At 66.8% G+C, this 12,331-nt stretch carries 13 protein-coding genes and 1 pseudogene; all 14 read right to left on the reverse strand.

The window, feature by feature from the left end:
* Positions 1–102 precede the first annotated feature (102 nt).
* Positions 103–1,533: a PAS domain-containing protein gene (locus tag caldi_RS06910; protein ID WP_264844377.1), complete on the reverse strand. Its 1,431-nt coding sequence runs from the start codon at positions 1,531–1,533 to the stop codon at positions 103–105.
* A 376-nt stretch (positions 1,534–1,909) separates the two neighbouring features.
* Positions 1,910–2,930: pseudogene (gene fliG / locus caldi_RS06915) on the reverse strand (flagellar motor switch protein FliG).
* Between the two features lie 7 nt (positions 2,931–2,937).
* A complete protein-coding gene (locus caldi_RS06920) occupies positions 2,938–3,171 on the reverse strand; it encodes a hypothetical protein (protein ID WP_264844378.1) in 234 nt (77 codons plus the stop codon).
* A 24-nt stretch (positions 3,172–3,195) separates the two neighbouring features.
* The gene (locus caldi_RS06925) at positions 3,196–3,666 is read right to left on the reverse strand and encodes a chemotaxis protein CheX (protein WP_264844379.1); all 471 of its coding nucleotides are present in this window, start codon (positions 3,664–3,666) and stop codon (positions 3,196–3,198) included.
* Between the two features lie 181 nt (positions 3,667–3,847).
* Positions 3,848–4,288, reverse strand: coding sequence for a response regulator (locus caldi_RS06930; RefSeq protein ID WP_264844380.1), 441 nt, complete (start codon positions 4,286–4,288; stop codon positions 3,848–3,850).
* A 282-nt stretch (positions 4,289–4,570) separates the two neighbouring features.
* On the reverse strand, positions 4,571–5,620 hold the full coding sequence (locus caldi_RS06935) for a methyl-accepting chemotaxis protein (protein ID WP_264844381.1): 1,050 nt from the start codon (positions 5,618–5,620) through the stop codon (positions 4,571–4,573).
* Positions 5,621–5,780: 160 nt separating this feature from the next.
* On the reverse strand, positions 5,781–6,602 hold the full coding sequence (locus tag caldi_RS06940; protein ID WP_264844382.1) for a chemotaxis protein CheW: 822 nt from the start codon (positions 6,600–6,602) through the stop codon (positions 5,781–5,783).
* A 3-nt stretch (positions 6,603–6,605) separates the two neighbouring features.
* Positions 6,606–6,974 carry a response regulator gene (locus caldi_RS06945; protein ID WP_264844383.1) on the reverse strand — a complete coding sequence of 123 codons (369 nt, stop codon included), beginning with the start codon at positions 6,972–6,974 and terminating at the stop codon, positions 6,606–6,608.
* A gap of 12 nt (positions 6,975–6,986) precedes the next feature.
* Positions 6,987–7,841: a CheR family methyltransferase gene (locus tag caldi_RS06950; protein WP_319951805.1), complete on the reverse strand. Its 855-nt coding sequence runs from the start codon at positions 7,839–7,841 to the stop codon at positions 6,987–6,989.
* Positions 7,832–8,503, reverse strand: a complete 672-nt coding sequence (locus tag caldi_RS06955) for a HEAT repeat domain-containing protein (protein WP_264844385.1) — start codon at positions 8,501–8,503, stop codon at positions 7,832–7,834. Before caldi_RS06955 ends, caldi_RS06950 begins: the two co-directional genes overlap by 10 nt.
* The gene (locus caldi_RS06960; RefSeq protein WP_264844386.1) at positions 8,481–10,058 is read right to left on the reverse strand and encodes a chemotaxis protein CheA; all 1,578 of its coding nucleotides are present in this window, start codon (positions 10,056–10,058) and stop codon (positions 8,481–8,483) included. The genes caldi_RS06955 and caldi_RS06960 overlap by 23 nt, the downstream gene beginning before the upstream one ends.
* A gap of 164 nt (positions 10,059–10,222) precedes the next feature.
* Entirely contained in the window at positions 10,223–11,305 is a 1,083-nt protein-coding gene (locus tag caldi_RS06965) for a protein-glutamate methylesterase/protein-glutamine glutaminase (protein ID WP_264844387.1), read from the reverse strand.
* Positions 11,302–11,790, reverse strand: a complete 489-nt coding sequence (locus caldi_RS06970) for a chemotaxis protein CheD (RefSeq protein ID WP_264844388.1) — start codon at positions 11,788–11,790, stop codon at positions 11,302–11,304. Before caldi_RS06970 ends, caldi_RS06965 begins: the two co-directional genes overlap by 4 nt.
* 2 nt (positions 11,791–11,792) lie before the next feature.
* Positions 11,793–12,329, reverse strand: coding sequence for a chemotaxis protein CheW (locus caldi_RS06975; RefSeq protein ID WP_264842039.1), 537 nt, complete (start codon positions 12,327–12,329; stop codon positions 11,793–11,795).
* Positions 12,330–12,331: the final 2 nt, after the last annotated feature.

Below are 12,331 nucleotides of genomic sequence, written 5' to 3' on the forward strand. Positions count from 1 at the left end.
GCCAGGATCGTCACGAACGGTTCGCCCCGCCCCTCAGCCCTGTGGGCCAGGACCACTACGGAGACCGGCACTTCCTCGCCGCTATGGGTCCCCAGGATCATCTCACCTTTCCAGACTCCGGCCTGCACCGCCGCCGGGATGGCTTCCCCGAGAAGACAGGCGCGGGCCGGGACAGGCTGTTCGTCTAAGGAAACTGATGGCGGCACCCCCTGCGCGGGTCCCGAGCCCCCGTATACTTGCCGCCGCGCGGTTCCAGTAGACGGGTCTTCCGGCAGTGTCCGCGACGATCACAAGATCCGTCGTTTCCTCGACGATTGCTGCCAGCCGCCTCCGCGTCTCGGTCTCCTCTTGCAGCGACCGGAGCGCGGAGGCGAGTCGGTCCCGCTCGACCTCGAGTTCTTCGTGCCGCTGGTGGAGCTCCCGGTTCTGCGCCTCGATCTGCTGCTGCTGGGCGGCCAGCTCTTCCTGTTGGGCGAGGAGCTCTTCGTTCGCCACCGGCAGGTCGGCGTAGGCCCCGTTGAGGCTCTCATGGGCCTCCCGCAGGTTCTGCACCAGCGTCCGCATTTCGTTTGCGCTGCGAATCCCGACCCCTGCCGCCACTGCCAAGATCACGGCGTTGGCCACTCCGGCAGCCGCAGCCTCCAGGTACCCGTGCCCGCCGCCGTGCGCTTCCCCGATTTCCTCAAGGGTGACCGCCGCCAGGCCCATAGCGAGCGTCCGCAGCCCTCCCCGAAGCCCGGCCATCCGGGTGGCCAGTGGCGGCAACACGACAAGCAGCATCATGAACCCGTGCCCCGCGTACCCAGCACTGCCCAGGAGAACCCCGATTGCCAGGGTCAGAAACCCCATGCGCCAGGGCACCCGCTGCCCCGGGGTGAGAAGACCCGAGAGGACCGTGTGGACGGCGAAATTCCAGACGCTTGTGGCCGCCACGGACGCGTGCGCCACGGACGGCACGGTCACCGCCAGCTCGCCGCCCAGCGCCGTGGTCGCGACCACGCCCACGGCCAGGAACCAGGTCCACGTCTCGAGCAAGCGGTCCACCGCGGCCGCATCGGTGGCTTCTCCCTCCGTGGGGGTTTCCGCCTCCTCTTGCCGGGCTTCCCACCGGCCCAGCAGCAGGGTCGGCACCCACGCCCCCCACGCCGTCACACCGGTCCAGATCCTGGTCTGCAAGAGGGTGCCCGCGATCACGAGCGGGAAGACCGCGCCAACTATCCGGCATCCCCAGACGGCCAACCGGCCCGCAGACCACTCCGACACCAGCAGGCCGGCTGCCCCCACGAGGCCCATGAGCCCGACGAGCCGGAGCGCTGGCCGGATCGGGTCGTAGTACGGTGCCGTGAACGCGCCGGGCACAGCTAGCAGGAGCGCACCCACCACCGCCTCGATGCCCGCGAGCGTCACCGCCGCAAGGTCCACGCGGCCCCGCGCCTCGTCCGCACATCCTGTCACCAAGACGGCAACAGCAAACAACGCGTAGTACACGGTCCCCGTCCATACCCCGGCCAGGGCAAAAAGCCATGTCAGCACAGCGCGGCACCGCCGGCACCAGGAAGAGCACCCGACGCACCCAGGGGGCCCAGCGGTACCGGCGCGAGGCCAGCAGCACCACGCCGCCGGCCATGAGGACGGCCGAGAAATGCGCCAAGAAGGGCCGTAGCGGCCCGTAGGCCGGAGCCAGGAAGGTACACGCTCAGCCCCTGGGCCATCTCGACCGCCGCGGCCACCACCGTGAACCGCGCCGGATCCAGCTTCCCAAGCCGACTTGCCCACCCGCTAGTCGTCACGCCGCGACCTCTCCTCCGGGAACACCTACCCGCATTCGGTCTCCGGCTGGCGTGGGTGCGTTACGTGAATGCAACGACCTGGCGTTGCAAACCGTGCGCCCGGGAGACGACTTGCCCGCTCACACGAGGATCTCGTCCTTGCTCCCGCGGCGAATAACGATCTCGTCCTGTTCCTCCAGCCGCCGGATGATGCCCACGATCTTCGCCTGGGCCTCTTCCACGTCCCGCAACCGCACCGGCCCCAGCAGTTCGATGTTCTCCCGCAGGTTCTCGCCGGCCCGCTTCGAGATGTTCCTGAAGATCTTTTGCTTCACCTCATCGCTCGCGGTCTTCAGCGCCAGCGGCAGGTCCCGGTTCATGTCCACTTCCCGCAGCACCCGTTGCAAGGACCGGTCGTCCAGGTGGACGATGTCCTCGAACAGGAACAGCCGCTTCTTGACCTCCTCCGCCAGCTCTGGCCTCTGCACCGAGAGCGACTCCATGATCGTCCGCTCCGTGGTCCGGTCCACCCGGTTCAGCACCTCGACCAGCGCGTCCACCCCGCCCGCTGCTGCCAGGTCTGCCCCAGCCGTCGACACCACCCGGCGCTCCAAAACCCGCTCCACTTCCTGGACTACGTCGGGGCTCGTCCGGTCCATGATCGCAATCCGCCGGACCACGTCCACCTTCAGTTCTGGCGGCAGCGCCGACAGAATGGCCGCGGCCTGCTCGGGTTTAAGGTAGGCCAGGACAAGGGCGATCGTCTGCGGATGTTCCCCGTGGAGATAAGGAGAGAAGCTGAGAAGGATCGGCCTTGCGGGCGAACTCGAAGGGCCGCACCTGCAGAGAAGCCACCAGGTGCTCCATGATCTCAGCGGCCTTCGCCGGCCCGAGGGCCTTCTCCAGCAACCCCCTGGCGTACTCCAGCCCGCCCGTGCTGATGTACTCCTGCGCCACGGCCAGCTGGTAGAACTCGTGCAGCACCCTATCCCGCCGCTCCGGCAACACCTGACGCTGCCGGGCGATCTCCAGGCTCAGCAGTTCCACCTCGTCCTGATTCATGGGCCGGAACACCCGCGCGGCCAGCTCGGGCCCGATGGCGATCAAGAACACGGCTGCCTTCTCCAGGCCGGTGGGGGAAGCGCTTTTGCCCTGGCGCACCCGCCGCTTACCAGCTGCCCTCAGCTCCGGCCAAGCTCCGGACCTTGCGCGCCCCGTTGGGCAGCTCGACCAACAAGGCAGTTTCCGTCAGCACCAGCCGCAGCTCCCCTTCCGGCGTGCGCACCACCGCACGCCGTTCCCCCGACTCCAGCAGGTGCACGACCCGCTCGGTTTCGTTTTCCAGCGCCTCGGCCGGTACCCATGGCCCCAGTTCGTTGGTGACTACTGCCCGAAGTTCCATGTCCGGCCGCCACCCCCACACGTCCTATCCACTTTGCCTTTTGCTGAGCGCCACGTGCACCACGATGTCCCCGTACTGGGTCACGAGCGGAATCACCAGCCGCCGGATCTGCAGTGTCGAGATCACCGTGTTCTTCCCCACCACCACCGACGGCGGGGCAATGGTCACCGAGTACCCCAGCTTCTCCAGCTCCATGCTCGCCCGGCCCGTGATCACGTTCGCCATCTCGCCGACCGCGCTCTCCACCATGCTGTCCAGTACCCGTACCGGCTCGCGGATGATCGCCCCGACGATCTCCTTTGCCGTTTTCTCCGACATGCTGTAAAGTACGACACCCTTGACCCGGCCAACCACTCCGATGAGAACCGTCACGTCGTCGGACATGAGCGGTGAGCTCCGAATCGTCGCCGTGCCCTTGCGCACCGTTGCTGATGCTTCCGCCTGCAAGACCTCCTGTGCCGCCACGAGGAAGGGATTGATGAATTCCGCCTTCATCCGCCGTCCTCCACTCGTCAGCGATCCGATACCGTTTCCCTGTTTCGCCCCGTTGCCCTTCGCGCGCTGCGCCGGGTCATCCCGTAAGTGCCTGTTCAGTCTCTCGTTGGATCTTCTCCGGCGAAAACAACCTCACCACGACATCCCGCGTCCCGGCCTTGTAGTGGCGCCGTGATGTCCCTCAGCACCGGGTCGGACTGCCAGTCGACGTATCTCTTCTCTCCACCGCTTGTTGCCCGTTGTCCGCAGGCTCACATCCCGGACCCGTTATAGAGAGATACCGGACCAGCTGCAGCAGCAGCGACGGCTCGACGGGTTTGCTCAGGAAAGCCATCGCGCCGGCGCGAATCGCATCCCGCAGAACGTGCTCCCCCTTGAGCGCACTCATGACGATGATCCTGGCGTTGGGGTCGCTGCTGCGAATCACCCGGGTCGCTGTGAGCCCGTCCATCCCTGGCATCACGACGTTCATGATCACCAGCGCAGGCCGGAGCCTGTTATACTTGGCACAAGCCTCTTCGCCGTCGCTCGCTTCCTCCGGTTGGTATCCGTTTCTTGCGAGCAGGGAGGAGATCTTCTTCCTCATGAAGATCGAGTCATCGGCCACCAGAATCGTTGCCATGCCGAGGGCCACCCTTCGACGCGGCTGCTGAGCCCGGCGAGTGCCCGGACTTGGCGACGCCCATCGCAAAGTCGGAATCCGGGAGAGATGGTCACAGTATCATCAGGCGAGGCCAACAAGGAACCGGATCACAACCCTCCACTGGAAGGAAACGGGAAACGACAGTACGGCGGGCGCAGTCTGAGCCTCCGTGCCCAATTCACTTGTGGCACGCGACCGGCCCGGCTTCCCCAGGCACAGCTGCCGACGACCACCCCTCACTCGCTGGCCTTGGGTGCGGGATCATCCCCGTACGCCCTTCTCGTTCCCATCTTCCCCAGGTACAGACCCGGCTGCGAGGTGCTCAAGGAGCTCCACCGACTGGGCGAGGTCACCCGCCAGGCCCTGCACGGAGCGGGTGACGGCTGCAGAAACCTCCCGCCCTACCGCGGCGGTACGCGCCACCTCTTCAGCAAGTGCCCGAAGGCGCATGCCCTCTTCTGCTGCCATGGCCGCGCTCTCCGCCTGGCGCGCCGCGACGTTCGCCAAAGACTCGAGTTCCTGCCGCAATCGAGATACGGAATCCGACAGGCTCTGGGTGGCTTCAACGATGGTACGCATGCGCCCGGCACTCGTCCCGGCCGCCTCGCCGGCTTCCGACAACGTAGCGGATGCGGCGCGCGCACTTTGTACCAGCTCCCCCAGTACGTGGGTTGCCTCGCGCATGTCCGACATGCTGCGTCCGGTGCCGGTCACGATTTCGCGCACCAGCGCGGCGACGTCCTTGGCTGCCGCGGATGTCTGGTCCGACAGGCGCCTCACTTCTTCTGCCACCACGGCGAAGCCGCGCCCGTGCTCTCCGGCCTGGGCCGCCTGGATGGCCGCGTTGAATGCCAGTAAGTTGGTCTGGCGCGCGATACGGCCGACCGTGTCGATAAACTTAGCGATCCGTTCTGTCTGTGCTCCCAGGTGTTCCATGTGCCGGGCCCACGCCATCACCACGTCCTGGAGCCGTTCCAGTTGCGCCGATACCTGGCCGAACCGCTCCATGGCGGCGCGCAAGGCCTCAGCGGCACCAGACGAAGACGCCGCACTTTCCTGAGCAACGCTTGCCGCGGCGCCGGCGGCCCCGGCGATACGCTCGAACTCCGCCAGGGCAGCCTGGGTCAAGCGCGCCTGTTCCTGCGTGCCGGAACGCAGCACCCCGGAGCGGTTCTCCAGTTCCCCGACGACAGATGCCAGGAGTTCGATCTGTTGCTGTTGAGCCGACTGGTGCTCCTCCATCTGACGAAGAGTGGGGTAGAGCACCCTTTGCAGGGTCTCTTTCAGTGCTGCTGCTGCATCTGCGAGCATGTGTGTGGTCTCTTGCTCCAGGGACATAGCGTGAGTGGGTCGGGATGGGTACGGTGAAGACGCGTCTGCCGGCTGAGACTGCCCGTGAGCCTCCTCTGGAGCCACTGCGGGAAAGCCGGGCGGGACCGGATCGTCCGGCCGGCGCATTAAACGCCAGAACTCAAACAGATCGAAGACACCCCCCTTCTCCGGCCGTATCGCCGAGCACGCGCTCCAGCTCCAAGAGCGCAACCGGTGTGCCGCGGTGCAAGATCACCCGCGTGCCGTACCAATCGCGTCCGCTGCTCTCGTACGCCTGCTGTTCGTCCAGTTCCGTCACCGCTACCACCTGCTGCACCCCGAGTGCGAGCCGCCCCCGTCCCCAGGACACCACCACGAGGTGTTGCATGCCGTCACTACCCGAAGTACCCCACAGACGCCGCTCCAGGTCCACCAGCGGCACCACGAGACCCCGCAGGTTCACCACACCCGCGACGTGTGGCGGCACGTACGGCAGGCGGGTCACGGGTACCGGGCGGGTCACCTCCACGACCTGCTTCAGTGGCAGGGCCATCTCCAGAGAACCGACCCGGAAAATGAGGTAGCGGTTCTCGGCTCCTTCAACCAGTTCACGAGCCGCTATCTCGGCCTCTCCGTCGGTCGCCTGCCCTGCGGCTGCGGCGCGCTGCACCAGGGCTCGCAGGCGGTCCACCCCGGACAGGAGTTCGTTGATCACGCCTTCGTCGAGGGACCCGGTTCTCTGCTGCACGGGTTCCAGCAACGTCTCGAGGCGGTGGGCCAGGTCGGAGATCTCCCGCAAGCCCAGGTACGCACTGTTCCCCTTGATGGTGTGAAACGAGCGCATCAGCCCTCGGATCAGGTCCACCCGCTCGGGCTGCTCTTCGAGTTGAAGCAGGCTGTCTTCGGCCGCCGACAGCTGCTCCAGGGATTCGACCACGAAATCCGCCAGCAGGCTGGACTGGTCGTCCGGAAGCATGGACATCGTTCATCCCGCCTTGAGTAGAGCGCGCACGCTTTCCAGGAGCTTTTCGGGCGGGGCCGGCTTGATCAGGTACAAGCTGGCTCCTGCGCGCAGGGTGCGCTGGACCTCCTCCGGACTGCTGTTGGAGGAGAGCACCAGGACCGGCAAGCGGCCGTACTGGCTCTCCTGCCTCACCTGCCGCAGGAACTCCAGGCCGTCCATCTGCGGCATGTTGATGTCGGTGATCACGAGGTCGTATGCCGTCTGGTAGAGACGCTCCAGTGCCTCCAGTCCGTTGCCGGCGCTGTCCACCTGGTAGCCCTCCCGGCTCAGGATGGAGATCACCATTTTTCGCGTCATGTTCGAGTCATCCACAACCAAAATGCGCTTCATCCGCGCGCCCTCCTACGGCCGGATGTACACGAACCCCGACCCTACCCGCCGGAGCTGGAACGCCCGGGAAATCCGGCTCATCGACTCGGAGGCTCCCAAGAAGAGGTAACCGCCAGGTACCATGAGATCGAACAGGGTCTCCGCTACCTGCCGCCGGGAGGCATCATCAAAGTAGATCAGGACATTCCGACAGAACACGATGTCGAAGGCTCCCTGGACCTCTCGGCCAGGACGGAGAAGGTTGGAATACCGGAATTGCACCCGGTTCTTGCAGGGATGGGAGAACTCCCACCAGGTGTCGCGGCGCCGGAAGTACTTCTTCAGAAGGTCCGGCGGAACGTCCCGGACCTCTCGGTCGCTGTAGAGGGCAGACTCTGCGACCTCGAGGCTCGAGGGGCTGATGTCCGTGCCGAGTACGTGCCACTCCAGGGGCACTCGCTGTCGATCCAGCTCTTCTTGGATGCACATCGCCAGGGTGTATGGCTCGCACCCGATGGAGCATCCGGCACTCCATACCCGGAGCCGCCCGAACGGCACTTGCCGCCTCTCCGCGACCATCTCCTCCAGCACCTGTCGAAACACGGTCATCTGGGGCAGGTCCCGGAAGAAGTAGGTCTCGTTGACCGTGAGCAGGTCGAGGAACTCTCGGGCCTCGCGTTCGTCTACCGCCAGGCGCCGCAAGTACTGCTGCACGGACAGGCCAGAGTGCTGTTGCATCCTCGCTCCGAGACGGTTCTCGACAACGTCACGCCGCCTGTCATCGAATACCATCCCGGTTTGCAGGTATACCCACTCGCACAGGCTGCGGTACTCGGCATCGCTCAGCACCGGGCCCACGGTAGACTGCCCCGGGCCGCTCATCCCCATGCCTCCTCTTCCACCGCCGCCCCTTCCAGGCGATGCCGAAGTTCGGTCCGCACCAGGTCCGCCAGAGCGCCGTCGGGCATCTCCTCCAGGAGGGCCTGCACCTCATTCGGCGATGCAAGCCGGGCCACGGCGCCGGCCAGGGCGAAGCGCACCCAGTCCTCCCGCTCTTCGGCCAGGCGTTGGACGAGGTGCTGCGCCGCGCCCCTGCATCCGAGGGCCGCCACGGCGGCAGCGGCCGCTGCACGCACCACCGGATCGGGATCGTCAAGAACGGCCTCCAGCGCAGGGCAAGCTTCCACGTAGGTCCCCTGAGCGAGTACCTCGGCTGCCATTTTCCTCAGCTCCCGGTCGGGATGCCCCAGCAGTTCCACCAGTACGGGGCCGGCCGTACGACCGAGACCGATCAGGACATCCAGAGCGACGCTGCGGGGCCGGACTTCTTCGTGAGCGAGCAGTGGCACCACGGCTCGGGCCGCTGCCTCGCCGCCGATGCGGAGGAGGCTGTGCGCAGCGGCGTCGGCCACGGCGGGCTCATCGCAGAGACCGGCGACCAGTGCCGTCAGGGCCTCGGGGACCGGGTACCGGGCCAGTTGCCGCATCGCGGTCCGCCGGATTCCCACATCGCCGCTGCGAGCCTGTTCAAGCAGATACTGGAGTTCCAACTTCAACGGCTCCCCTCGTTGGCATGCGCTGCGACAGCAGGGTGGATGGATCGAGCACCAACGCCACCCTGCCGTCGGCCAGGATGGCTGCACCGGCAACCCCTGGCAGCCGCCCCACGTAGTCTCCCAGGGGTTTCACCACCACGTCGCCAAGGCCCAGCGGTCGGTCGACCAGGAGGGCGAACTCTTGCCCGTCGGCCCGCACCAACAGAGCGCTGGCGCCGGTGCCTTCTTCCTGCCACCACAGGCGCCCCAGTTCGACCAGCGGCACCAGGCGGTCTTGGTGGCGCAGGGCGGCCCCCCACAGCACGCGGTTTTCTGCACCGATGCGCACCAAGCCGGTCAGACAGGACATCGGCACCGCCACGGTCTGGTCGCCCACCTGGGCCAGCATGACCTGGAGGATGGATACGGTCAGCGGTAGCCGGATGGTGACGCGGGTCCCCCGACCGGCATCACTCTGCAGGTGCACGCTCCCGCGCAGCTGCTCCACGCTGGCCTTCACGACGTCCATGCCGACGCCGCGGCCGGAGATGTCGGTCACCTCGGAGGTCGTGGAGAACCCGGGCTGGAACACGAGCTGGAGGACTTCCTGGTCGGACAGGGCGACTGCCGTTTCCGCCGTGATGAGCCCCTTCTCCACTGCCTTGGCACGGATGCGCGCCACGTCCATCCCCCGGCCGTCATCCTCCACCTCGATGAGCACCTCGTCCCCCTGGTCGAATGCCCGGAGCGTGATGGTGCCCGTTTCCGGCTTTCCAGCCCGGCGGCGTTCGTCCGGAGGCTCGATGCCGTGATCGGCGGCGTTGCGGATGAGATGGAGAAGCGGCGCGACCATCTCCTCGACGATCGCCTTGTCCAGCATGGTATCCTCGCCCTCACGGCGGAGGGTGAGAGGCTTACCGGTGGCAGCCGCCAGCTCGCGCACCAACCGGGTGAACCGTCGGAACATCATGCCCACGGGCACCATACGCAGCTCCGTGGACAACTCTTGGAGCTGGCCAGAGACGGCGGACAGCTTGCCCACCGAACGGCGCAGGTCTTGTGCCAGGCGCCGGCTCTCCCCTTCCGTGCAGATCGCCTCCAGGCGGGTCGCCAGGTTGGCCAGGTGTGCCTTTTCCACCGCCAGTTCGCCCACGAGGTTGCTCAGCGTCTCCAGTCGCTCCAGGTCCACCCGGATGGTGCGCTGCTCAGCCGCCAGGTCGGTCGGCTCTTCCGTCGCGTCTCGGCCCCTGCCCCCGGCCTGTGGGGGCGGCGCGCCCGCCGCTGCGGCCTCCGGCGGGCGAAGCACTCCTTCCGGGGCTACCTCCCGTACAGCGTCCAGTTCCCCCGGCTCCACCGCCTGCCGCACCGCCGCCTCGATCCGTTCCCAGGGCGCGGTCGTACGGAGCGCCAGCCAGAAACGGCCCAACTCGTCGTCGTTCGCGATCACGAAATTGGGCCGGAACGCGGTGACCTCGCCTAGTTCGAGCAGGGCCGAATAGATCTGGTTGGCGCGGATACCGCGGAAGGAGACGCCCTCCGCAAAGATCACCTCGATGCCCACGTCCCGCACCGAGAGATCCTCGCCGGCCTCCGGCAGGGGTTCCGCCGGAGTCGGCTCCGGTTCGCCGGAAGTTCCGCCTCCCCCTGTATGGGGCAGGAACCCCGGCGGCAGGCCTCCCGACCACACGGTTGTCACGGACAGCAAGGCATGATAAAGGACCGCTCGCAGCCACTTCATCGGAGACTGGCGACTCCTTCCACAATGGCCTCCGCGATCCGGTAATCGGGCAGGACGACCTCAGCAGCCGCTTCTTCGATGGCCGCCGCCGGCATACCGAAGATGACGGCTGTCTCCTCTGACTCGGCGATGGTGTGCCCGCCTGCCAGACGAATGGCCTTCATGCCAGCCGCTCCGTCACGCCCCATGCCCGTCATCAGCACCCCCACCGCGCCGGTGCCGTACACGCGGGCTACGGACGTCATCATCACATCCACGGAGGGGCGGAACAGCGCGTTGGCCGGCTCCGCGGTGAGTTTGACCCGCGGCCACCCCCCGGCCCGCAGCGGTGGAATGACCACGAGGTGCACGTCACCGGGGGCCAGGTAAATGGTACCGGGCAGCAGTTCTTCCCCGTCTTCCGCCACCTTGCAGCGCAGGGGACAAACCTGATCGATGCGGGCCGCATAGCTCCGAATGAACTGTGCGGGCATGTGCTGCACATACACCACCGGGGCTGGCAAGTCGGCCGGAAGCCGGGCCAGCATCTCCACCACGTTGCGCGGGCCACCGGTCGAGGCTCCCAGCGCCACACACCGCCGTACCCCCGGCAGGGCGGCCGGGTCGGCAGGGCGACGCGGGGGGCGCGCCGCCGACCCCGGCGTGGAAGTCCCTCCTCGCCGCAGGCGGGCGCGGGCCGCCGCGATGACCCGGGCGGCCAGGTCTCGCTCCTGATCCCGCAGGTCCAACCCTTGGCTCCCGCTTAACTTGGGAATGCAGTCCACCGCACCGGCCTCCAGGCAGGCCAGGGTGATGGGGGCGGCCTCCTGGGTACGGGCACTCACCATCACGACCGGCGTCGGGCAGCGAGCCATGATGGTCTTGAGCGTGGTCAGCCCGTCCTGACGGGGCATGTCCACATCCAGGGTGACCACGTCAGGGCGCAGGCCCAGAACCATCTCCACGGCCTCTGCCCCGTCGCGGGCCATTCCCACCACTTCGCAGCCGTGGCGGGCCAGTATGTCCCGCAAGATGCGCCGGGAGAAAGCCGAGTCATCCACGATCAGGACCCGAACCCGGCCCGGGCCGGTCACCGTCATGCCCCACCACGGCCCGCAGGGAAGTGGACCGATGTATGGCCAGTGGCCACCTCGATGCGCAAGCGCCTGGGGTTGGACCCCCCCACGTCCTCGGTCACCACCGGGATGCCGAGTGCTTCAAGAACCTCCTTAGCAGCAGCGACATTCCACGATCCGACATCATAGACCGGGTCGGTGACACCCCGGAACATGTTCCCTCCACCGGCCAGATGAGCCACGACGCGCTCGGGCGAGGCTCCCAGCGTTACCATCTCGGCCAAGGCGGCTGGGATCGCGAAATCGGCGCACCGTTCCGGCACCCCGCCAGGAAACCGGCTCTCGCGATCCAGGAGGATGTGGCACAGCCCCGCTACGCGCGCTTCTGGATCGTAGAGGGCCACGGCGACGCACGAGCCCAGACTGCTGGTTTCCAACGCCACTTCCGCATCCCGGCTGGCGCGGAATTGACCCATGCGCACCTCGACGGTGCGTAACCCGCTCGCCACCGTCACGCCTCCTGAACGGCGGCCTCAGCCATCCGACCGATGCCCGCGATCTCTTCTTCAGAGAAGATGCGGTCCAGGTCCAACAGAATGAGCAGTCGCTTGTCCACACGGCCGATCCCCTTGAGAAATCGGGCATCGATGCCCGCCACGATCCGGGGCGGCGGTTCGATCGCGCTGTTGGGCAGCCGCAGCACCTCGGTGATGGAGTCCACGATCAGCCCCAGGGTCATGTCGGCGAGGTTGATCACCACGATACGGCTCGTGGCGTCGTGCTCCCGAGACTCCAGGTGGAACCGGCGGCGTAGGTCCACGACCGGCAGCACCTTGCCCCGCAGATCCATGATGCCCTCGACGAAGGGGGGAGCACCCGGCACGCGGACGATGTTGCCCACGCGGATGATCTCCTGGACCTGCATGATGTCCACGCCATACTCCTCGTTGTCCACCTTGAAGGTCACCAACTGTACCTCGTCGGCAAGCAACTCGCCGTCTTCCTGGTCCACAACGGCCGCCTGAGCCCGGTTCCGGAGATCCGTCATGG

Source organism: Caldinitratiruptor microaerophilus (genome assembly GCF_025999835.1).
Classification (GTDB): Bacteria; Bacillota; Sulfobacillia; order Symbiobacteriales; family ZC4RG38; genus Caldinitratiruptor; species Caldinitratiruptor microaerophilus.

Coding starts and splice junctions, on each gene's coding strand:
- caldi_RS06920 (WP_264844378.1), bottom strand. CDS start 3,171: ATGGAACTTCGGGCAGTAGTCACCAACGAACTGGGGCCATGGGTACCG.
- caldi_RS06925 (WP_264844379.1), bottom strand. CDS start 3,666: ATGAAGGCGGAATTCATCAATCCCTTCCTCGTGGCGGCACAGGAGGTC.
- caldi_RS06930 (WP_264844380.1), bottom strand. CDS start 4,288: ATGGCAACGATTCTGGTGGCCGATGACTCGATCTTCATGAGGAAGAAG.
- caldi_RS06935 (WP_264844381.1), bottom strand. CDS start 5,620: ATGCTCGCAGATGCAGCAGCAGCACTGAAAGAGACCCTGCAAAGGGTG.
- caldi_RS06940 (WP_264844382.1), bottom strand. CDS start 6,602: ATGTCCATGCTTCCGGACGACCAGTCCAGCCTGCTGGCGGATTTCGTG.
- caldi_RS06945 (WP_264844383.1), bottom strand. CDS start 6,974: ATGAAGCGCATTTTGGTTGTGGATGACTCGAACATGACGCGAAAAATG.
- caldi_RS06950 (WP_319951805.1), bottom strand. CDS start 7,841: ATGGGGATGAGCGGCCCGGGGCAGTCTACCGTGGGCCCGGTGCTGAGC.
- caldi_RS06965 (WP_264844387.1), bottom strand. CDS start 11,305: ATGACGGTGACCGGCCCGGGCCGGGTTCGGGTCCTGATCGTGGATGAC.
- caldi_RS06975 (WP_264842039.1), bottom strand. CDS start 12,329: ATGACGGATCTCCGGAACCGGGCTCAGGCGGCCGTTGTGGACCAGGAA.